This window comes from Streptosporangium sp. H16, assembly GCF_051918855.1.
Taxonomy (GTDB): Bacteria; Actinomycetota; Actinomycetes; order Streptosporangiales; family Streptosporangiaceae; genus Streptosporangium.
Window position 1 is genome coordinate 79,777 of the sequence record NZ_JBPXMD010000010.1, and the last position, 21,342, is coordinate 101,118.

Genomic DNA, 21,342 nt, shown 5'->3' on the forward strand with positions numbered 1-21,342 from the left:
GCCCCGTGCTCATGGGGGGGCGCCTAGGGAACGGAGGCGATCTCCTCGAGGCGGGCGGCCAGCTGCTCGGGCTCGCCGTCGACCAGGGCGGACACCCCGCGCCACCAGGCGAACCACTCGCCGCTGCGCCACATCCAGTCGATCCGTTCGATGGAGGCGACGACGTCGCCCTTGGCGCGCCACACCTCACCGGCCTGCTCGGTGGAGGCACCGTGGCGCAACGCCCAGGCGTGCAGGGTCGCGGCGGCCTTGGCGTCGACCGGTTGCTCGTACGGATCGGGGTGCTCGTCCAGCCGGTGGGGGCCGAGCCCGGCGGCGACGCCCCAGCTCCACTGGGCCTCGGCGGGACGGGAGTAGCGGAGGGAGTCGAAGTCGAGGTTGGAGCCCAGCTCGTCGTCGGAGCGGCGCAGGACCACTGCGTCGAGACGTCCGCCCGCGTCGAAGGAGACCACGACCCGCTGGCCGGGATGCGCGTCCTTGGGCAGCTCGACCCGGTCCTCGGCCTGCCAGGAGTTGAGGTCGGTGACCGCGGCCGGACGACCCCAGGTCTCGTCGGCCGCGTCGTCGGCGATCCAGGCGGCGAGCATCTCCAGGACGGTCAGATCGGTCCACGGCTCGATCGCCGTGGAGGTCTGGAGCACCTCGTCGGGCGCGGGCAGCTTGCCACCGCGCTCCTGCCGCCACCACTCCTTCCCGAGTTCGCGGGTGCCGACCAGCAGACCGGCCAGCGCGGCGAGTTCGGTGGATCTGCGGGTGAGGGGGGCGCCGCGTGCGAGCTCGACGGAACGCGCGACGCGGTCGGCGCCCAGCGCCGCCTTCGCCTCGCTCAGCAGCAGGGCCGCGTCCGGCCGTTCCTCGCCCAGCAGATCACGGATCAGTCGTCTGGCCTCGGTCCTCGCGTCCTCCGCACGTGCATCACGCATACCGACACGGTACGCCGGGAGATCCTTAGGCGCGAGCGTCACCGGGCGGTACGGCCGTGCCGTCGTCCCGTGGCGACTCGGCGAGATGCGCCGCCCTTCCCACCATGTAGGCGGCCACCGCCACCGTCACCACCTGGTGGACGGCGGTCAGCAGCAGCGTGCCGGCGATCGCCCAGCGGGGGTGGCGCAGCCACATGGCGAGCAGGACGAGGTGGAGGCCGAGCACCTGGGGTTTGGTCGCCGCGTGCATGCGAGACAGCGTGCCGGGAAACCGGACCATCCCCACCCCGGCCGCGAACGCCAGGCCCGCCCCCAGCAGCAGGCACGCGCTGGCGGCCACGTCCAGCACGGTCACCGGGCACGTCCCGCGAAGAACCTCGCCAGCGAGACCGAGCCGACGAACCCCAGCAGGGACAGCACCAGCAGCACGGGCAGCGCCGAGTACTCCCGGTACATCGCCGCCTCCGCGCCGATCGCGCACATGACGACGGCGGTGAGCACGTCCAGCGCGATGGCCCGGTCCAGCATCGTGGGGCCGCGAACCAGGCGGTAGAGCGTCATCACCGCGGCGGCGGCGAGCAGCACCAGAACGGTCAGATATGTCACCGTCATCGCGGCTCCCCCTCACACGCCCCCGTCATCGTGGCCCCCTCACAGGTCACCGTCATCGCGGCTCCCCCTCACACGCCCCGGTCATCGTGGCCCCGTCGCGGGTCACCGTCATCGCAGCTCCTCCCGGTCGGCGCGGGTGCCGAAGGCGGCCACGACGCGGCTCTCCAGCCGCGTCACCTCCTCGCGGGTGACCCGGGCGACGGTCTGCGCGTCACCCGGGATGCCGAGCACGTGGAGCACCAGCAGCCTCCGCCGGACGTTCGCCTCCAGCACCAGGCTGCCCGGCAGCGCCGACAACGCCACCGTCATCAGCACGGCCACCGTCTCCGACGAGGAGCGCAGCCAGACCTCGACGATCTGGACCGGGGGCGGCGCTCCCGGGCGCAGCGCCCAGAAGGCGACCCGGAGGCTGGAGGCCACCAGGTCCCCCGCGAAGCGGACGACGAACAGGAGGATCCCGACGGGGTGGAGCCGGATCCCGGAATCCTGGACCGGCAGCGGCAGCAGCCACACGACGATCAGCCCGGCCAGCAGGCCGCCGAGCACGTTGCCCACGCTGAGGTCTCCCCAGAGCAACAGCCAGACCGCGGTGAGCCAGGCCACCAGCGGCAGCGGTACGGACCTGCCCAGCACCCGGGGCACCGGGATCATCGGGCCCGGCCCCCTCACCGCTCACCGCCGAGCACCGCGGAGACGTACGGCTCGCGGGCCAGCAGCTCGCCCGCGGCCCGCTCGGCCAGGGCGGACAGCGGCCCGGCCAGCACGGTGTACGACAGGGCCAGCACCACCAGCGCCGCCGTGGCGGCGAGCATCGGCGCCGGCATGGTGACGGCGGTGACAACGGCCTCACCGGTGATCCCCTCGGTGCTCTCCGCCCCGCTCCCCCGGCTTCCCGCCTCTCCTGCGCCTTCCATGCCGGCCGCGCCGGGCTCGCCCTCCCCGCTCTCCCGCACGGCTCCCCCCTTCGCGGTCGTTTCCGGGGCCGGCGAGGCCGGCGCCCCCCAGAAGGCCCTGTTCCAGGCCGTGGCCATCGCGTACAGGGTGAGCAGGCTGGTCAGCAGCCCTCCCGCGACCAGGGCCAGGGCCATCGGACGGCCGTCCGCGACCCCCGCCTGGATCAACCCGAGCTTGCCCAGGAAGCCGGACATCGGCGGTATCCCCGCCAGGTTCATCGCGGGCACGAAGAAGAGCACCGCGATCGCGGGGGCCGCCCCCGCCAGGCCGCCGAGCCGGTTCAGGGAGGTGGTGCCGGTACGGCGCTCGATCAGGCCGGTCACCAGGAACAGGCTCGTCTGCACGGTGATGTGGTGGGCGACGTAGAAGATGGCGCCCGCCATGCCGCCGACGGTGAACAGCGCGACCCCGAACACCATGTAGCCGATGTGGCTGACCAGGGTGAAGGAGAGCATGCGCTTGATGTCGGTCTGCGCCACCGCCCCGAACACCCCGACCAGCATGGTCAGAAGCGCCGCCCACATCAGCACGCCGCCCACCGGCCCGCCGGGGAACAGCAGCGCCTCCAGCCGGATGATCGAGTAGATGCCGACCTTGGTGAGCAGCCCCGCGAAGAGCGCCGTCGCGGGGGCGGGCGCGGTCGGGTACGAGTCGGGCAGCCACGCCGACATCGGGAAGATGGCGGCCTTGACCACGAAGACCAGCAGGAGCGTCAGCTCGACCAGCAGCCTGATGTGCTGGGGCAGCACCGAGAACCGCTCGGCCAGCTGCGCCATCGACACGGTTCCGGTCGCGGCGTACGCGACCGCGATCGCGACGAGGAACAGCAGCGACGACGTGATCCCTATCACCGTGTAGGTGGCGCCCGCCCGGATGCGGGCCTCGGTCCCGCCGAAGGTCAGCAGCACGTACGAGCCGCCGAGCAGCATCTCGAACCCGACGAAGAGGTTGAACAGGTCACCCGAGAGGAAGGCGTCCGACACCCCGGCGACCATGATCAGATATGCCGGATGGAAGATCGACAGCGGGGCCCTGTGCTCCTGGTCGGCGCGGGACTGGGCCAGCGAGTAGACCATCACGCAGAGCGTCACCGCGGAGGAGACCGCCAGCATCAGCGTGGAGAGCCTGTCGGCGACGAGCGCGATGCCGATCGGCGCGCCCCAGCCTCCGGCATGGGCCACCAGCGGCCCCTCCCGGTCGGCGGCCGGCAGCAGGAGCAGCGACACGAGCAGTACCACCGCGAGGGTGCCCACGCTGATGAGCGCCTGGAGCCGTACCAGCTTCCGGCCGATGGCCAGCTTGAGCCCGGCGGCCAGCAGCGGCAGCACCACGGGCACCGGGATCAGCGCCTCCACCGGCACCCCCGCCTCCCGTCCGTCACGGACTTCCCTCCCGCACCGCGCGGGACGCGATCCCGCATCAGTCCTCCCCCTCCAGGTCGGTGTCGTCCTGTGCCCTGGCCTGCCGCGCCCGGTCGGCGCGGATCGCGGCGCGCATCTGCCGGAGGGCGTCGCGCCGGCGGGCGTGGAGCCGCCTGCGGATCTGCCGCTCCCGCGCGATCTGCTCCCGCTCCCTGCGGGCGAACTCGGCGCGTATCTCCCGGACGCGTTCCTGCCGCTCCTCCTTGGAGAGGTCCTCCGCGCGCCGCGCCTCGGCGAACCGCTCGGCGAGCCGTTCGGCGGACAGTCCCTCGTCCTTGTGCTCCTGCAGCCAGCGGCCCAGGTCGACGTTGACGTCGAGGATCCGCTGCTCCAGTTCGGCGGCCTCCCTGCGCTCCCGCTCGTGGCGGGCCTCCTGCAGGCGGGCGAGCTCGGCGCGCTGCTCCCTGACCAGCCGCCGGTACGCCTCCCTGCGGTAGAGCACCTCCTGGCCGAGCTCGCCGCGCCTGGCCCGCAGCCGCACCCGGCGGTCCTCGGTGTCGTCCTGCACCTCGTCGGCACCGGTGAGCTGCCAGGACCGGTGGACCATGGCGAGCAGGAAGGCGGTGACGCCCAGCGTGATGACGATGGCGGTGAGCACCATGGCCTGCGGCAGCGGGTCGGCCATTCGCTCCGGGGCGGCCGTGCCCAGGAGCGGCGGCCTTCCCGGCGGCCCGCTCGCGGTGAGGATCAGCAGGTTCACCCCGTTGCCGAGCAGGATGACACCGGCCAGCAGCCGGACCAGGCTCCTCTCCAGCAGCAGCGTGACCCCGGTGGCCACGAGCGTGCCGGCCACCAGGAGGGGCAGCAGCGGGGCGGTCACCGATCCTCCCCCTCGTCGATCCGCCGGTCCAGCTCGGCGCCCAGGCTGCGCAGGACGTCCTGCACCATGCCGATCACCGTGATGTAGACCCCGGCGTCGAACAGCAGCACGGTCGACAGGTGAAGGTCGCCGACGAGCGGGACGCGCAGGTCGGCGGGGAGCATGTCCAGCGGCCCCGCGCCGGCCAGCATCCCCCAGAACGCGGTGACCGTGCACAGCAGGAGCCCCAGGCCGATCAGCACCCCGGCGGTGACCGGCGCGGCGGCGGCCAGCTCGTACCGGCCTCCGGCGAGATAGCGCACGACCAGCGCGAGCCCGGCCACCATGCCCCCGGCGAACCCGCCGCCCACCGCGCCGTGCCCGGTGAACAGCAGGAAGACCGAGACCACCATCACCGTGTGGAAGGTCAGCCTGGCCACGAGCTCGAAGATGACCGCCCGCTGCCCGGGAGGCAGGGTGGCCGCCAGCCAGTACGTCCCGGAGTCGTCGCCGGTCCTGCCCTGCGGGACCCGCAGCGCGTACGACCGGCTGCGCAGGAAGACCAGGCCGGTCATGCCGAGGGTGAGGACGACGAGCACGGAGGTCTCCCCCATGGTGTCCCAGGCCCTGATGTCGACCAGGATCGCGCTGACGAGGTTGGCGGCCCCGGTCTCCCTCGCGGCCGGGACCATCAGCGTGCCGACCGGCGTCGCCTGCCGCGCGTTCATCGCGAGCATCCCCGCCCCGGCCGCCACCGCGCCGCTCACGACGCCGAGGGTGAGCCGCGCGGCGAACGGCACCCGGGGCCGGTCCTCCCGGGGACCGAGGGGAAGCCTGCGGAGCACCAGCACGAACACGACCAGGCTCAGCGTCTCGACGAGAAACTGGGTCAGGGCCAGGTCGGGCGAGCCGTGGACGAGGAACAGCAGCGCCGTGCCGTACCCGGTCAGGCCCGCCAGCAGCACCAGCACGATGTGCGAGCGCACCCTGAGCGCGACGGCGGCCGTGACCATGAGGAGCACGCCGATGAGGGGCTGCTCGACGCGTTCCCAGAGCACCACGTCCGGATGCAGGTCGGGCGAGGGCCCGTACAGCAGCGAGAAGGCCGCGATCCCCGCCAGGGACACGAACGCGATCATGAGGTAGTCGGGCAGCGAACCGCGCTGGACGAAACCGGTCAGCTGCAGGGAGAAGCGGCCCAGCCCGCGGACCAGCGCCCAGTAGACCCGGCCGGAGTCGACCATGTGCAGTGCCGTCCCCGCCCGGGCCAGCGGTTCCCTGATCCGGAAGAGGAGCGCTCCCCCCGCCAGCGCGGCGGCCGACAGCAGCAGCGGTACCGGGGCGCCGCTCCACAGCGCGAGGTGGGTGCCGTGGCCGGGACCGGGAAAGGTGCCGGTGTAGCCCTCCATCGCCGCTCCGTACCGCCCGGCGAGCGGAGCGGCGGCGAGCCCGAGCACCGACAGCAGCGCGGGCGGCAGGAACGTCGCGGCGCCGGTAGGGCGCACCGGCACCGGTTCCCCGCCGGGCTTGTCGCCGAAGGCACCCCACAGGAAACGCGCGCTGTAGGCGGCGGTGAGCGCGGAGCCGAGGACGACTCCCGCGAGGACCGCCGTGTCGGCGGGCCGCCCGGTCAGCAGCGACTCGAAGGCGGCCTCCTTGCCGACGAACCCCAGGAGCGGCGGGATGCCCGCCATCGAGGCGGCGGCCCCGGCGGCGGTCGCGAACAGCCACGGCGCCGAGCGCCGCAGGCCGCTCAGCTCGCGCAGGTCACGGGTTCCCGTCGAGCGGTCGACGACACCGACGACCAGGAAAAGGGACGCCTTGAACAGCGCGTGCGCGAGCAGCATCCCGGCCCCGGCGATCGCGGTGTCGCGGGTGGCCGCGCCGAACAGCACGGTCAGAAATCCCAGCTGGCTCACCGTGCCGTAGGCGAGCAGCTTCTTGAGGTCGTACTCGCGCAGGGCCCGCCAGGCGCCGAGCAGCATGGTGAGCAGGCCCAGGGGCACGGCCGTCCAGCGCCACCCGGCGAGGTCCCCGAAGGCCGGGCCCAGGCGGGCGATCAGGTAGACCCCCGCCTTCACCATCGCCGCGGCGTGCAGGTAGGCAGAGACCGGCGTCGGCGCGGCCATCGCGGCCGGCAGCCACATGCTGAACGGGAAGATCGCCGACTTCGACAGCGCGCCGATCAGGATCAGCACCACCGCCACCGCCACCGGGACCGGGCCGCCGGACGGCGGGTCCGCGACGATCCGCGAGATGCGGTACGTCCCCGCGGCCTCGCCGAGCACGACCATGCCGCCCAGCATCGCCAGCCCGCCGAACGCGGTGACGGTCAGCGCCTGCATCGCGGCCCTGCGGCCGGCCCTGCTCGCGGGGTCGTGGCCGATCAGCAGGTAGGAGAAGACGGTGGTCAGCTCCCAGAACACGTACAGCAGCAGGAGGTCGTCGGCGACCACCAGGCCGAGCATCGCCCCGGCGAAGGCCACGAGCGCCCCGGCGAACCGGCCGAGCCCCTCGGCGGTGGCGGCGAAGTAGCGCGAGCAGTACAGCACGACCAGCGCGCCCACGCCGGTGACCAGCGCCATCATCAGCACGGCCGGCGCGTCGGCGCGGAAGGACAGTCCCAGGCCGAGGACGGGTGCCCAGTCATGGTGCGACTCGACCGGGACGCCGGTCAGGGCGATCCGGACCGTGTAGGCGAACCCGCAGGCGGGCGGTACGGCGAGCGGGAAGAACGCGTCCCGGCCGAAGCGGCGCACCAGTGCCGGGGCGAGTACCGCCGCCACGGCGTGCAGGATCAGCAGCGGCTCCATGTCCCCCCGGGCACCCGTCGTGGTCGACGTATCCCAAAATGCCGGGAGGTACACGTTTCACCGGTCAAGCGCGCGGGCCGCTTGACCCGAACACCGCCGGTTCTTCACCGAGGCGTGATCAGCTCCTCGAACCGGCGGACACGGTCGCTCCTTCCCGCCGATTTCCGCCGGGGAGCGTCGTCACCGCCTCCCGCCGGTACGGCCGAGCAGCCAGCCGATCACCGCGCTGCCGAGCGCGACGCCCGCGCCCATCCCGAACGCCGCGAGAAGCGACCAGGCGGGGACCCCGGGCCTGGGCTGCCTGGCCGGGCGTTCGAAAACGTGCGCGGGTCCGGACCGGCCGGCCGCGACCGGCGATCCCGGCGCGGCGACCTCGGCGGGCACGGCGGGTGACGGATCGACGCCCGGCGCGATCCCGGTGAGCACGCCGGAAACGGAACCGAGAGCGGGAACGGGAGCGGCGGGAATCTCCCCAGAGACGAGGTGGCTCTCCACCGAGACGAGGTGGCTCTCCACCGCGGAGAAGAACTCCCCCGCGGTCTTCCTCGCGACGGAGCCCAGCATGCGCTGACCGACCCCGCCGATCATGCCGCCGATCACGGCCTCGGCGTCGTAGTCGACCCGGGTGCCGCCCTCGACCTCGCTGAGGCGGATCTCCACGGTGGCGTCCACGGTGCCGGGGGCACCCTGGCCCCGGGCCCTGAGCACGAACCGTTCCGGCGCCTCGGGCTCCGACAGGGCGACCTCGCCCTGGTAGACGCCCTTGATCGAGGCCACCCCCGCGGTGACGGTCATCCGGTAGGTGTCCGGCCCCGTCTCCTCCAGGCGCTCGCAGCCGGGGATCGTGCGTACGAGCACGGCCGGGTTCTGGAGCGCTGACCACACACGATCTCTGTCGATGCCGAGCACGGCACTGCCTGCGAGCTTCACACCAAGCACCCTAGGCAATCGCTGGGCGGGCGGATAACAGCAACATCTGCCCGCCGACGGGACCCACCCTTGTCAGTGCTGCCTCAGTGCTGTTTCAGCGCCGTCCCGGTGCCCCGAAGCGGACTCCGGCGCCCGCGGGAACGCGGGCGCCGGCCCGGCGCGGCGCAGGCGGGACACCACGGGTCAGCCGGGCACGGGGCTCCCGGATCGCAGGGGCACGCCCACGTCGTGCAGGTGACGCAACGCCTGCGCGTACGAGCTGACGATCCCGGACTCCAGGTAGTCGACCCCCAGCTCCTCGCAGTACGCCCGGACGATCGGCTGGGCGCGGCGCAGGTTGGGCATCGGCATGCTCGGGAAGAGGTGGTGCTCGATCTGGTAGTTGAGCCCGCCGAGCACGACGTCCAGGACCACGCTGCCGCGCACGTTACGCGAGGTCAGCACCTGGCGCCGGAGGAAGTCGAGCTTGTCCTCGCCCCTGAGCATCGGCATGCCCTTGTGGTTGGGGGCGAAGGTGCAGCCCAGGTAGACGCCGAAGATCGCCTGGTGCACGAGGAGGAAGACCACGGCCTTGACGGGTGACAGCACCGCGAACAGCGCGCCCAGGTACAGGACGGCGTGCACGACGAGCAGCGACGCCTCCACGGCCCGGTGCTTCATCGTCGGGCGCGTCAACGCCCGGACGCTGGACACGTGGAGGTTGAACCCCTCGAAGGTGAGCAGCGGGAAGAACAGGAACGCCTGCCAGCGGCCCACGAACCTGGGCAGCCCCTTGCTCGCGGCGGCCTGCTCACGCGACCAGAGCAGGAAGTCGGGGTTGACGTCGGGGTCGTGGTCCTCGTGGTTGGGGTTGGCGTGATGGCGGGTGTGCTTGTCCATCCACCAGCCGTAACTCATGCCGATGGCGAGGTTTCCGGCCACCAGCCCGGCGATCTCGCTGGAGCGGCGGGAGCGGAAGACCTGGCGATGGGCCAGGTCGTGGGCGACCAGCCCGATCTGGGCGAACACCAGCGCGAGGAAGACCGCCACCAGCAGCTGGTACCACGAGTCACCGAGGGCGAAGAAGGCGGCCCAGCCGCCGACGAGGGCCGCCGCGACCAGGCCGAGCCGCGCGGCGTAGTAACCGGGGCGCCGGTCGAGCAGTCCCGCCTGGGCGATCCGGCGCGACAGGCGCGCGAAATCGCTGCCCCGCTCTCCTTCTCCGGGGACGGCGTTCTCGGGGACGACGGGAGGATCCGCGTCATCGATCGCGGTTGAGTCGGTCACGGTTCTCCTCAGATGGGCCGGATCACTCGACATGATCACGCCAGCCGGTGGCGTCACAGATCGACGTCGACCAAGCAGGACGACCATCCCAGGATTCCGTGCCTGCCGTAATCCCAAACCCCCGCTCACACCCCAGCTTGTAGTAGTGCTGGCCCTACCCTGGCAGATGCCATGATTCCGGGATGATCACGCGATAGCCGCAGGAGCCACTCCTTTCAGGACCGCTATGTCGGACTCCCGGCTGCTGGCAGGATGGTCGCCCATGGCATCGGGGACATACTGGACGATCAGAACGGCGGCGGCGACGGCTCTGGCGGTGAGCGCCGGGTGCGCCACGAGCCCCGACGGCGGGAGGGGCGGGACCGGCGCCACCCCCGGTCCGGGCGCCTCCCACGCGTCGAAGGCCCCCTCCGGCGCGGGCGACCGGGCGGCGAGACCGGCCGGGCCTCCCGGGGTGACGCCCAGGCCGGGTGAGGTGGGCCGGTTCCCCCGCCCCGGCGACGGCCTGCCTCCGGTGATCAGCTCCATTCCCACCAGGCGGAAGGTCGTCTTCCTCACCATCGACGACGGCTGGGAGCAGGATCCCGGCTTCGTGGCACAGGTCCGCGACCAGCGGATCCCGGTGGCGGCCTTCGTCACCCGCGACGCCGTGGAGGCCAGGGGCGCGGCCGATCCGACCGCCCAGGGCGGCAGGTTCCTGGGCGCGGGCAAGTGGGAGTACGTGCGCGACCTGCGCGACGCGGGGGCGACGATCGAGAACCACACGCTGACCCACCCGAACCTCCCGGCGCTCGGCTACGAGGGGCAGAAAACCGAGATCTGCGGCATCTCCAAGCTGATCCGCAGGCACACCGGCACCGCGCCCACGCTGTTCCGCCCGCCGTTCGGCAACCACAACACCCTGACCCGCAGGGCCGCCAAGGCCTGCGGCATCGACGCGCTCCTGCTCTGGACCGCGACCGTGCAGCCGGGCGGGAAGATCGCCTACCAGGTGCCCGACAAGAAGCTCCGCCCCGGCGACATCCTGCTGCTGCACTTCCGCCCGAACCTCGCCCGCGACTTCAGGATCCTCGTCGCGAAGATCAAGCGCCGGGGTTTCGAGATCGGCAACCTCGACGCGTACCTGAAGGCGGCGGCCCGCTGACGCGGCCACGACGGGCGGGAGTCCTGCGGCCGGACGGCGGTCCGCCCCTGTGCTGAAGTCACCGGCCGGACGGCGACTCACCCCGGTACGGGAGTCCCCGGCCGGACAGCCGGACGGCCCGCCCCCTGTGCGGGGACGGGCCGTCCGGGGATATATGTGATCACTCACTCTCGGCGGTGTAGAGGTACTCCCAGTCGCCGCACCGGGTGGGGTAAGAGCTGTGCAGGCCGATCTGGCAGACCTTGACGCGGACGCTGTCGACCTTGTGCTTGCTGAAGGCGAAGTGCTTGGCACCCCCGGCGTTGCAGTACTTGTAGGACTTGCCGTCGTACCACTTGTTGCCGCCGTCGCCGAAGTGGTGGACCGCGAACTTCACGTAGGCGCACTTGCCGCCCTGCTTGTACGTGCGGTGGTCGAGGTCGTACAGCTTGCCCCTGACGTCGACCCGGTTCCACTTCTGGTGGTGGTCCCACTCGACGCCGATCCAGCCGCGGCTCTTGGCCCGGTGGTTGGACGAGAAGTAGTGGCCCCAGTTCTCGCTGTAGTCGTAGCCGGACGAGCCGGTCGCGGCGGTGGTCGCCGCCGCCGGGGCCGCCGTGGTCGCGGCGTACGCGGTGGCGGGCGCGGCGAGCGCGATCGCGCCGAGGGCGGCCGTGGCCAGCAGGCCGGTGGCAAGTCGCTTGATCATGATTTCTCCTTTACCTCCCCGAACCGGCCTTTGCCGATTTCCCCCTGGAGTGACTCCTTTGTATGGGGAGGGGCTTGCAGGTCCCCGTACCGCTCCTTACGGAGTGCTTGCGAGCCGTTTGCAGTGGCTTGACCCGGTCGCGTGGAGAACAACCCGGTCATCGGGGGGGTGGCGGGTCCGCCGCCCGGCGTACCGGGAAATCACTCCGGAGGCGGACGCCTCGCAGGGGGCGCCCGGCCCACCATGGAGTCACGCCCCGGGGGATGGCGGCACGGGGATCGCCCGGCGCGACGGGACGGACGTCCCTTCGGGCGGGGACATCCGGGGAGGGGTCCCCGGTGGCGCACGGGAGAGCCGGCGTCGCGAGCCGACGGAGACGATCTCGGTCCAACGGAGAAGTGCGGTCTCCCGGCGGACCATGTGACAAAGATCGCAGTAGCTCGCGGCGCCTCTCCCATCCATAGCTCTACAAGCCGTAGTACTACTAGAAGTAGAACTACAAGCTGTAGAGCTCCAGGCCCGCGAAGGGAACAAAAGGGAACGATGGAAGCGCTAGACCTGGCCCGGTGGCAGTTCGGGGTGACCACCGTGTACCACTTCCTGTTCGTACCCCTGACGATCGGGCTCGGCGTCTTCGTGGCCGGGCTGCAGACCGCGTGGTACCGCACGGGAAAGGAGCACTACCTGCGGCTCACGAAGTTCTTCGGGAAACTCTTCCTGATCAACTTCGCGATGGGCGTGGTGACCGGCATCGTGCAGGAGTTCCAGTTCGGCATGAACTGGAGCGAGTACTCGATCTTCGTGGGCGACGTCTTCGGCGCCCCGCTGGCACTGGAGGCCCTGCTCGCCTTCTTCCTGGAGTCGACCTTCATCGGCCTGTGGATCTTCGGCTGGGACAGGCTTCCCAGGCGCGTCCACCTGGCCACCATCTGGGCCGCGGTCATCGGGTCCAACCTGTCGGCGTACTTCATCCTCGCCGCCAACGCCTGGATGAAGCACCCGGTCGGGTACGAGGTGGTCGACGGCAAGGCCAGGATGACGGACCTGTGGGCGGTGCTCACCAACTCCACCGCGCTCGCCCAGGTGCCCCACGTGATCGCGGGAGCCTTCGTCGTGGCGGGCGGCTTCGTGCTGGCGGTCTGCGGCTACCACCTCCTGCGCGAGCGCCACGCCGCCTCCGCCGCCGCCACGGCCACCACCGCCACGGCCGCGGCCGCGGCCACCGGCGGGACCGCACCGGCGCCGCGAGGTGTGAGCAGAGGCGTGAGCATCTGGCGGACCCCGATGCGGGCCGCGCTGGTGATGACGGCGATCGCCGGGGCCCTGGTCGCGGGCAGCGGCGACATGTCGGCCAAGCTGCTGTACGAGCAGCAGCCCATGAAGCTCGCCTCGGCCGAGGGACTCCGGCACGACACCGCCGGCGCGCCGTTCTCCCCCGTCCCCGGGCTGGAGGTGCCCATGCTGCTCAGCTTCCTGGCCACCGACGACCCGAACGCGGTGGTCCAGGGCGTCGAGGACGTGCAGGCGCGGTACGAGGAGCAGTTCGGCCCCGGCGACTACCGGCCCAACCTCCCGGTGGTCTTCTGGTCCTTCCGCGTGATGATCGTCTTCGGTCTGTCCACGGTGGGCCTGTCGGTGCTCGGCCTCTGGCTGACCCGCCGCAGGCGCCGCGGCACCCCCGTGGCCGCCCGTACCCCGCGTGAGATCCCCGCCTGGTTCGCCCGGATCTGCCTGCTCGCGCTGCCGCTGCCGACGATCGCGATGATCTCCGGCTGGCTGCTCAGCGAGATCGGCCGCCAGCCGTGGACAGTCCAGGGCGAGCTGCTCACGGCCGCGAGCGTCTCGCCGGGCGTCAGCCTGGCCGAGGTGGCCGTCTCGCTGGCGGTCTTCACGGTGCTGTACGGCGCGCTCGCGCTGGCCGAGGCGATACTGCTCACGCGCCACGTCAAGACGGGCCCCGAGCCCGCCGCCCCCGCCGCTCCCCGTACGCCGCCCTCCCGCGACGACGACGAGAGCGCGGACGCCCGGCTCCAGCCGACCCTCATGTACTGAAGGCGACGACGATGGAACTCACCACCTTCTGGTTCGCGGTCATCGCGTTCCTGTGGACCGGCTACTTCGTGCTGGAGGGCTTCGACTTCGGCGTGGGCATGCTGGCACCGGCGCTGGCCAGGAACGAGGCCGAACGCAAGCAGGTCCTGGGCACGATCGGCCCGGTCTGGGACGGCAACGAGGTCTGGCTGATCACCGCGGTCGGCGCCATGTTCGCCGCCTTCCCCGCCTGGTACGCCGGGGTGCTCAGCGAGTTCTACCTGCCGATCGTGCTGGTCCTCGTCGGGCTGATCGTGCGCGGCGTCGGCCTGGAGTGGCGCGGCAAGGTCCGGCACGCCGCCGACCGCGCCTGGTGCGACCTGGGCGTGCTGGTCGGCAGCGCCCTGCCCGCGTTCCTGTGGGGCGCCGTCTTCGCCGACCTGCTGCGGGGCAGCGCGACGGCCGCCCTGGTCGGCGGGCTGTTCTCGCTCTCGGTGTGCGTGCTGCACGGGGCGGTGTTCGTCGCGCTCAAGACCACCGGGCCGGTGCGCTCCCGCGCCCGGCGCGCCGCGATGCTCGCCTCCGCGGTGGCGCTGCCCGCCGCGGTGGCGGCCCTGTCGCACATCCCCGTCGCGGGTACGGCGGTCGGCGCCTGGTCGGCGGCGCCGACCAGCCCGTGGCTGTGGGCGGGCGCGCTCGCCTCGATGGCGGCCCTGGCCGCCGGGGTCGCGCTGACCTGGCGCGGCCGGGACGGCTGGGCGTTCGCCGCCACGGCCTCGTCCATCGCGCTGGGCGGCGCCGCCCTGTTCGGCGCCCTGTGGCCCGCCCCGTTCCCCGGCCTCACCGTCGCCGAGGCCGCCTCGGGCCCGTACACGCTGGGGGTGCTGACCTGGATCGGCCTGATCGCGCTGCCGTTCGTGCTCGGCTACCAGGCCTGGTCGTACTGGGTCTTCCGCAGGCGCCTGGTCGCCGAGGTGTCCTGAGAACGCCGGCCGCCTGGACCGGTCGCCTCGACCGGACACCTCTCAGCACCGGCCGTCTCGACCGGCCGCCTCAGTGCGCGCCGAGCCGGGCGATCGGCTCGACGAGCTCCCTCTCCTCGTAGGACAGGTGCGACAGGAGCGCGTCGGTCAGCAGGTCCAGGGCGGCCCACAGGACCTTGTGGCCGTCGGGTTCCGAGACGAAGGCGACCAGCGCCCGGTCGACGCCTTCGAGGACCTCGTGGATGGCGTGGTGCTCCTGCTCCAGACGGTCGACGACGGGCACCAGCCTGGGGTCCGCGCGGCGCAGGTGGGGAAAGAGACTCTGGTCCTCGATGGTGTGGTGGGTCGTGACGATCCGGCAGTAGGACTCGCAGTACACCCCGGCCGTCCAGTTGTTCTGGCGCATCGTCATCGTGTTGATGTGCGAGCGCGCGACGCCGGGATCCATCGCCCCGGCGGTGACCTCCTCGACGAGCCGCCGGACCTCGGCGAGCTCCTGGCGGAGCTGGTCGTGGACCTCGACGAGGTGGTGTCCGGCCGCCTGCTCCCTGGCGGTGTAGGTGCGGGCCGGGTCGGGGGCCGGGCCGGTGGGACGGGTGGACTCGTCCCAGACCCGGACGTCGGTGAGCCGGGTGCCGTCGTCCGGGGTCGGCATGAACCCCAGTGCGGGGACCCCGCCTCCGGTGCGGTCGGGCGCGACGGTGTCCGGCGAGGTGGCCGACGTGGTGGCCGGTGACGCGCTCCGGTCACCGGCCCGCGTGCCCGTCTCGGCCGGCCGGGACCGGTCCCCGGCGGCCGGCGCGCTCGAGGCGGCGCGCTCGGCGGCCACGAGCTCGCGCACGCCGGGGACGACCTCGGCGGCGAAGCGCCGGATGTCGTCGGGGTCGTCACTCGCGAGGATGTAGGCGCTCATCCCCTGCTCCAGGGTGAGCTCGGCGAGCTGCTCGACCCAGACGCTCGCCGGCCCCTGGAGGAAGTCCCGGCCGGAACCGGTGAAGGTGCCGGCGATGTTGTACAGGCGCCGTACGTCGGCCGGTGAGCGCCCCGCGCCGAGAGCGGCCTCATCGATGATCGCGTTCATGGCCGGGAGGGCGTCCAGGGCGGCGTAGGCGTGGGTGGGCAGCCAGCCGTCCGCGAGCCTGCCGGTCATGTCGAGCATGCGCTTCTTGTAGGCCCCCAGCCAGATGCCGACGTCGTGGGCGGGCGCCGGACCGGGATGCGCTCCCCAGACGCGGTGGTGACGTCCGTCGACCCGTACGGCTCCACCCTCCTCCGCCCAGATGGCCCGGATGACCTGGATGCCCTCCTCCAGCGCGTCGACTCCCTGGGCGGCGGTCAGCTTGGGACCGCCGACGGCGGCGATGCCGTCCCGGAAGCCGCCCGCTCCGAGCCCGAGCTCGACGCGGCCTCCGCTGAGGATGTCCAGGGTCGCGACGCTGCGGGCGAGCACCGCGGGCGGGCGCAGGGGCAGGTTCGCCACGTTCGGCGACACCCGCACCGTCGAGGTGCTCGCCGCGATGACCGACAGCAGCGTCCACGTGTCCAGGAACCGCGCCTGGTACGGATGATCCTGCACGGTCACCAGGTCCAGACCGGCCTGGTCGGTGAGCCGGGCGAGCGCGACGACCCTCTCGGCCTGGTCGGCCATCGGGGTCAGGAAGGTCCCGAACAGCAGCTCGTGCCCGTAGTCGGCCATGTCTCTCCTCGGTGCGTCATCTCGGCTGCGCGGCACGCGTCCCCCCGGATGCCCATTTGCCCATTTGCCCGGATTCCCGGACACATGGACGCGTGGCACCGCGATAGTGCGGCACGACAGATCGTATGTAAAGTAGATGAATTGTCAAACAGAAGGTCTTACTGACCGTTGATCCTGGTAATCTCGTGACATGCCCGCCACCCCACGTTCCGGCGCCGAGACCCCGGATGCCCTGGACACCGACCTGGGCTGGACACTCGGAGTGGTCTTCCGCTCCTACGTCAGGACCGCGAACGCGCTGGTCAGCCACCTCCCCGGTGGCCCGCGCGGCTACCAGGTGCTCGTCGCCGCGGTCCAGGGGCTGCCGGGCGGCCAGGGCGCGCTGGCACAGCGCCTCGGCGTCGACAAGACGGTGATGACCTACCTGCTCGACGACCTGGAGAAGGCCGGCCTGGTCGAGCGCCGCCCCGACCCCGCCGACCGGCGCAACAAGCGCGTCGTCGCCACCGAGCAGGGCAGGGCGACCTGGACCGACACCCAGTCCCGGCTGGAACACGCCGAGGAGCACGTGCTGGCACCGCTGGACCCGGCCGACCGCTCGGTGTTCCGGGAACTGCTGCGGAAGCTGGCCGTCCGGGCCAACAGCCTGGACCCGGTGCACAGCGCCTGCCGGATCGTCGAGGAGCTGGACCCCGACGGCGCTCCTCCCAAACCCCGGCGCTCCGCCCGCGGCTGAACACCGGAACGAGCCGCGCCCAGCCGAACGCGGATACCGGGTCGGTGCGTAGGCCCTCGCAGGAGACCTCACCGCCGCCCGGCACCGTGGTGATCGCCGCGATCCTCTACGTCCTGCTCAGCGGCTGTGCGTGGCGGGCATCGCCACCGTGTTTCGGAGCATCGAAGTCGACCGTGCATCGCGGCTTCGCCATCCGGTCCCCACAGGGTCTGGGGCCGGCTGCATCAGACCGGCCGGCGAAGGAGCACTCCGGCTGAGCTACTTCTTGAGCCTGCGGCTTCCTGCGTGCCAGTCCTCGGTCCTACCGGTCTCCTGTACCGTGACGCCGAATGACGGTAGCTGCGGACGCTCGCGCAGGCTGCGCTTGAGTTCGGCGAAGCCCGGGAACCGGGCAAGGCCGATGACGTGATCCCACAGCACCCCCGCCTGCTCGTCGTCGGGCAGCCGGCTGATCACCGGTCCGAAGAAGGCGACGCCCTCGGGCGGTTCGAAGTGCACGATCGGCGTGCCGACGTCCCTGCCCGTCAGCGAGAGCGCCTCGTCGGACTCGGCCTGGATCTCGACGTCGCGGGTCGTGTCGTCGAGTGCCTCGACGAGCGAGGCCGGCAGGCCGGCTTCGGCGAGGGCGCCGACGACGAGGCCGGGGGTGCTTCGCCAGCCGGGGGCTCGGCCCTCGTCGGGTCCGGCCTCCATGATGCGCGCGCCGAAGGCCGCGTAGAGCGGGCCGATCGCTTCGCGGCCATGCTTCTCCCTGGCAGCCGAAGCCACCCGCAGCAGTCGCAAGCCCGAGGTGTGCTGGTCGTGGTACTCCTCGGGGAAGTGGGTGTCGTAGTCGATGTGCGAGTTGATGAGCCGCAGTGAGATGAATCGCCAGTCGACGGTGTAGTCGCGCTGCGCCTGAATGATCCGGATCCACTTGCTCGTCATCCACGCGAACGGGCAGATGGGGTCGAAATAGAAGTTGATATCAGCTTTCTTTGCTGAATTCATGATCATGTCGACGATCCTAGGTCGGCTGGTCTTCGATGCGATGACTGCTGGAACGGTGTGGATTCATCGGTATCCCGCCGCGCTCGTCGCCGACCCGGTGACGGCGACTCCTTGGTCAGGGACCGTGAACGGGCCGGCGGAGGAGTTCGTTCACACGCCGGTTCAGCAGACACACGCCGCCGCGAGGGCGTCGAACACCTGGCCCAGCGCTTCGTCGGTGCCGGTCGAGGGGTCGGACAGCACCACGACTGCGGTCTTGCCGCTCACGAAAGACCCTCCTCCAGGTCGAGCGAGACGAACAACTTCAATTTACCGTACGTTCGGTAATTATGAAGAGTGATGCGCGCCACACCCTTCGCCCACAGCCCTCCGGCGGACCGGATCCGCCGACGTGGCACCGAGGTCCCCAGATCGGCGGCGCACTCCTCAACAAACCGACAGGTCGGTGACCGCGGTGCGGCGACCTGGCGGATCGGCCGAAGTGGGACGGGACTCGTCGCGGGGCCGATGGCGCGCCCTTCGCGAGGCGGCGGTTCCCCGTGGGACCACGACCACGCCACGGAGCGGAGCGAGCCCCGCCGGCCGTCGGCGAGCCGAGGAGCCGGTCGAGCCCTGGCTCTAGCTCTGCGCGGGCATCAGCAGGCTCGGCAGGAGGGCCACGGTTTCGGTGAAAGCACGCGTCTCGCCCAGCACCCGTGCCAGCACCAGCGCTCCCTCGATCCGCAGGAACGCGTCGTTCGAGGCGCTTCGGGCGTCTTCGGGCTGCCGTCCGGCGCGCTGCGCGGCCTCGGCCATCGCGTCGATCCACGTCACGGCGAGCGAGCGAGCGTGATCGCGGACCTTCGCCGGAGTCCCCGCCAGCGTCATCGTGTCGAGAACGCACGACAGCGCCCCCGCCCCGTAGAAGTCACTCAGGCGGCGTGCGGTCTCGGCGATCCCTCGCGCGACCTCGGAGTCCGTTCGCATCGGTTCGAGGATCCACAGGAAGCGCTCGCCGACCATGGTGAGGACCGCGTCCGCGATCTCTTCCTTGCCGGCGGGGAACCGGTGGTAGAGGCTCGCGCGCTGCAGGCCCGAGGCCGCCGACAGGTCGCCGATCACGGTCCCGTCGAAGCCCTTCTCCCGGAAAACGGGCAGGAGGAGGTCGAGCAGCCGAGCCTGATCGATGGAGGGAAGACGCGCCATCCCTCAATATTACCGAACTTTCGGTAATATTGAGGACCGTCGGCGACGGCTTCGCCGCGGTCGCGGGGGCTCACATTCGGAGGAATGGCCGCCCTGCTGCGGTCGCGATCGATGGGCGCAGTCCTCCTGCCGATCCAGGGGTTGATGCGTTCGGATCGGCCGGTCGAGCAGGGCCATAGCGTGGATGATCTCGCGGAAGCGCCTTGGGAGCCCGGCTCCCGGGCGCGGCTCGCCCCGCGGATACGAGTTCGCTGCCGCCTGTACCGGTCGGACACGGCGCCCCGGCTCCCGCTCGTCCCGCATCGCCTACGAGGCGCTCGCCATCGGCCGTCGCCACGCGGCTGCGCGTCACCGTTTGTTGAGAGCGTCCAGATAGTCGTCCATGGCCTTCAGGTTCTTCGCCAGGCATGCCAGGCGCTCGGCCATGCGCTCGCGCTCCCGGCAGACCCGGCTCACGAAGTCGGGGGCGGGATACCGAGAGTTCGCCGCCTCGGCCAGGCAGGGCAGCACGGTCCCGATGATCTCAGTGGTCAGGCCCGCATCCAGCAGGCTGCGAATCTGGCGGACCCTCGCCTCGTGGGACTCGTCGTACTCACGGTAACCGTTCTCCGCACGCTCTGGACTCAGGAGACCCTGCTCCTCGTAGTAGCGCAGCAATCGAGCGGAAACACCGGTCCGCTCGGAGAGTTCCTTGATCCTCACCACATCTCCTGAGACGTAATTTGCCTTCTCACTGATGTCAAGGTCGGAGCCTAGTCGAGTCGCCGCGACCGCGGAGGCCCGACCTGAACCCGGAGTTCTCTCCGAGGCTCTGACCAGTGAAGGAACAGTCGTGACCACCACCCAGACGGACGTTGCACGGACCTCGTCCGCGGAACGTCTGCCGCTCCCGCCCCTGATCGCCCTCTTCACAGCCGGGCTGATCACCACCCAGACCGAGGCGCTGCCGGCGGGTGTGCTGCCGCAGATGAGCCACGCGCTCGGAGTCTCGGAATCCGTCGCCGGCCAGACGGTCACCATCTACGCGGCGGGCACGCTCCTGACGGCGATACCCGTCATGCTGGCCACCGCCTCATGGCCACGGCGCCACCTGTTCCTGGCCGCGCTCGTGGGCTTCGTGATAGCCAACCTCGTGACCGCCGTCTCCGTCAGCTTCCCCCTGACCATGGGAGCCCGGTTCATCGCGGGCGCCTCCTCCGGCGTCGTCTGGAGCCTCCTCGGTGGCTACGCGGCACGTCTGGTCGGCCCCAGGCTGAAGGGCCGGGCGATGGCTTTCGCCATGGCGGGCACTCCCGTGGCCCTCTCCCTCGGAGTCCCCGTCGGGGCGTACCTCGGCAAGGCCGTCGGGTGGCAGCTCACCTTCGGCATCGTCACCGCCCTGACCGGGCTGCTCATCATCTGGACCGTGCGGACCCTGCCGAACTTCCCCGGCCAGAAGGTCGAGGACAGGATCCCCTTCCGTCGCATCCTGCGACTGCGGGGCCTGCGCACCGTCCTCGTGGTCACCGGCGCTTTCGTGCTCGCGCACACCGTCCTCTACACCTACATCGCGCCGATCCTCGGCGACGTCGGGCTGGAGGACCAGGTCCAGTGGATCCTCCTCGACTTCGGCATCGCCTCGATCATCAGCATCTGGCTCACCGGCGTACTCATCGACCGCCACCACCGCACCCTGGTGGTCCTCAGCACCGCACTCTTCGCCGCGGCCGCGGCGGTACTGGCCGCGTTCGCCTCGAGCCCCGCGGCCGACTACGCCGCCGTCGCGGCCTGGGGACTCGCGTTCGGCGGAGCGGCCACCCTGCTTCAGTCGGCACTGATGCGAGCGGCAGGTGAACACGCCGACGCGGCACAGTCGTCGATGGTGACCACCTGGAATCTTGGCATCGGCCTCGGCGGGCTCGTCGGCGGCGTACTCCTCGCCGGTTTCGGCTCCGGATCTCTCATGATCGCGGCCGTCGTACTCCTGGCACCGATCGTGCTCGTCGTCATCCTCGCGCGCGGTCACGCATTCCCCAGGCGCAGCCCCGTAACCGGCTGACGCCACAGCGGTGCGCACGATCTCCGTAGCGGATCACGCCATGTCGCCGTAGGTCCCGCTGCCGGAAAGTCGGTCAGAACCAGCGAAACAAACCGTCATCACACGGCGCCCCACCCACCCGGTCCCGGAGACT

19 protein-coding genes are annotated in these 21,342 nt (G+C 71.4%); 5 read left to right on the forward strand and 14 right to left on the reverse strand.

What is annotated here, in order from left to right; genetic code table 11:
- Nucleotides 1-23: 23 nt before the first annotated feature.
- From ACTOQ2_RS18570 to ACTOQ2_RS18610, 9 genes are all read right to left on the reverse strand, one after another.
- Nucleotides 24-923 (reverse strand): hypothetical protein, encoded by a 900-nt coding sequence (locus ACTOQ2_RS18570; protein WP_440100829.1) that lies wholly within the window; start codon nt 921-923, stop codon nt 24-26.
- A gap of 25 nt (nt 924-948) precedes the next feature.
- Nucleotides 949-1,278, reverse strand: coding sequence for a monovalent cation/H(+) antiporter subunit G (mnhG, locus tag ACTOQ2_RS18575; protein WP_440100831.1), 330 nt, complete (start codon nt 1,276-1,278; stop codon nt 949-951).
- Complete coding sequence (locus ACTOQ2_RS18580) at nt 1,275-1,535, reverse strand: monovalent cation/H+ antiporter complex subunit F (protein ID WP_440100834.1); 261 nt, start codon at nt 1,533-1,535, stop codon at nt 1,275-1,277. The genes mnhG and ACTOQ2_RS18580 overlap by 4 nt, the downstream gene beginning before the upstream one ends.
- 108 nt (nt 1,536-1,643) lie before the next feature.
- Nucleotides 1,644-2,186 (reverse strand): Na+/H+ antiporter subunit E, encoded by a 543-nt coding sequence (locus tag ACTOQ2_RS18585; protein ID WP_440064159.1) that lies wholly within the window; start codon nt 2,184-2,186, stop codon nt 1,644-1,646.
- Between the two features lie 14 nt (nt 2,187-2,200).
- The gene (locus ACTOQ2_RS18590) at nt 2,201-3,844 is read right to left on the reverse strand and encodes a Na+/H+ antiporter subunit D (protein ID WP_440101108.1); all 1,644 of its coding nucleotides are present in this window, start codon (nt 3,842-3,844) and stop codon (nt 2,201-2,203) included.
- A 64-nt stretch (nt 3,845-3,908) separates the two neighbouring features.
- Nucleotides 3,909-4,730 carry a Na(+)/H(+) antiporter subunit C gene (locus ACTOQ2_RS18595; RefSeq protein WP_440100836.1) on the reverse strand — a complete coding sequence of 274 codons (822 nt, stop codon included), beginning with the start codon at nt 4,728-4,730 and terminating at the stop codon, nt 3,909-3,911.
- Entirely contained in the window at nt 4,727-7,522 is a 2,796-nt protein-coding gene (locus ACTOQ2_RS18600) for a Na+/H+ antiporter subunit A (protein ID WP_440100838.1), read from the reverse strand. The genes ACTOQ2_RS18595 and ACTOQ2_RS18600 overlap by 4 nt, the downstream gene beginning before the upstream one ends.
- Before the next feature lie 180 nt (nt 7,523-7,702).
- A complete protein-coding gene (locus ACTOQ2_RS18605) occupies nt 7,703-8,452 on the reverse strand; it encodes an SRPBCC domain-containing protein (RefSeq protein ID WP_440100841.1) in 750 nt (249 codons plus the stop codon).
- A 183-nt stretch (nt 8,453-8,635) separates the two neighbouring features.
- Nucleotides 8,636-9,718, reverse strand: a complete 1,083-nt coding sequence (locus tag ACTOQ2_RS18610) for a fatty acid desaturase family protein (RefSeq protein WP_440100843.1) — start codon at nt 9,716-9,718, stop codon at nt 8,636-8,638.
- A 262-nt stretch (nt 9,719-9,980) separates the two neighbouring features.
- Between ACTOQ2_RS18610 and ACTOQ2_RS18615 the strand changes: the two genes are divergently transcribed.
- Nucleotides 9,981-10,862, forward strand: coding sequence for a polysaccharide deacetylase family protein (locus ACTOQ2_RS18615; RefSeq protein WP_440064166.1), 882 nt, complete (start codon nt 9,981-9,983; stop codon nt 10,860-10,862).
- A gap of 160 nt (nt 10,863-11,022) precedes the next feature.
- On the opposite strand, the gene ACTOQ2_RS18620 is transcribed toward ACTOQ2_RS18615, so the two are convergent.
- Nucleotides 11,023-11,550, reverse strand: coding sequence for a hypothetical protein (locus ACTOQ2_RS18620; protein WP_440100845.1), 528 nt, complete (start codon nt 11,548-11,550; stop codon nt 11,023-11,025).
- A 543-nt stretch (nt 11,551-12,093) separates the two neighbouring features.
- Here ACTOQ2_RS18620 and ACTOQ2_RS18625 point away from each other — a divergent pair.
- Together ACTOQ2_RS18625 and cydB are read left to right on the forward strand one after the other, a co-directional pair.
- Nucleotides 12,094-13,602, forward strand: coding sequence for a cytochrome ubiquinol oxidase subunit I (locus ACTOQ2_RS18625; RefSeq protein ID WP_440100847.1), 1,509 nt, complete (start codon nt 12,094-12,096; stop codon nt 13,600-13,602).
- Nucleotides 13,603-13,613: 11 nt separating this feature from the next.
- Entirely contained in the window at nt 13,614-14,564 is a 951-nt protein-coding gene (gene cydB, locus ACTOQ2_RS18630) for a cytochrome d ubiquinol oxidase subunit II (protein ID WP_440100849.1), read from the forward strand.
- Nucleotides 14,565-14,634: 70 nt separating this feature from the next.
- Here the strand turns inward: cydB and ACTOQ2_RS18635 are convergent, their stop codons facing one another.
- Nucleotides 14,635-16,260: an LLM class flavin-dependent oxidoreductase gene (locus tag ACTOQ2_RS18635; RefSeq protein WP_440100850.1), complete on the reverse strand. Its 1,626-nt coding sequence runs from the start codon at nt 16,258-16,260 to the stop codon at nt 14,635-14,637.
- Between the two features lie 190 nt (nt 16,261-16,450).
- Between ACTOQ2_RS18635 and ACTOQ2_RS18640 the strand changes: the two genes are divergently transcribed.
- Complete coding sequence (locus ACTOQ2_RS18640) at nt 16,451-16,996, forward strand: MarR family winged helix-turn-helix transcriptional regulator (protein WP_440100852.1); 546 nt, start codon at nt 16,451-16,453, stop codon at nt 16,994-16,996.
- 258 nt (nt 16,997-17,254) lie between these two features.
- On the opposite strand, the gene ACTOQ2_RS18645 is transcribed toward ACTOQ2_RS18640, so the two are convergent.
- From ACTOQ2_RS18645 to ACTOQ2_RS18655, 3 genes are all read right to left on the reverse strand, one after another.
- Entirely contained in the window at nt 17,255-17,986 is a 732-nt protein-coding gene (locus ACTOQ2_RS18645; RefSeq protein ID WP_362680942.1) for a mycothiol-dependent nitroreductase Rv2466c family protein, read from the reverse strand.
- Nucleotides 17,987-18,604: 618 nt separating this feature from the next.
- Entirely contained in the window at nt 18,605-19,171 is a 567-nt protein-coding gene (locus ACTOQ2_RS18650) for a TetR/AcrR family transcriptional regulator (protein WP_440064173.1), read from the reverse strand.
- Between the two features lie 348 nt (nt 19,172-19,519).
- Nucleotides 19,520-19,873, reverse strand: coding sequence for a MerR family transcriptional regulator (locus ACTOQ2_RS18655; RefSeq protein ID WP_362680948.1), 354 nt, complete (start codon nt 19,871-19,873; stop codon nt 19,520-19,522).
- A 130-nt stretch (nt 19,874-20,003) separates the two neighbouring features.
- Between ACTOQ2_RS18655 and ACTOQ2_RS18660 the strand changes: the two genes are divergently transcribed.
- The gene (locus ACTOQ2_RS18660) at nt 20,004-21,209 is read left to right on the forward strand and encodes an MFS transporter (protein WP_362680950.1); all 1,206 of its coding nucleotides are present in this window, start codon (nt 20,004-20,006) and stop codon (nt 21,207-21,209) included.
- The last annotated feature ends 133 nt before the right edge of the window (nt 21,210-21,342 follow it).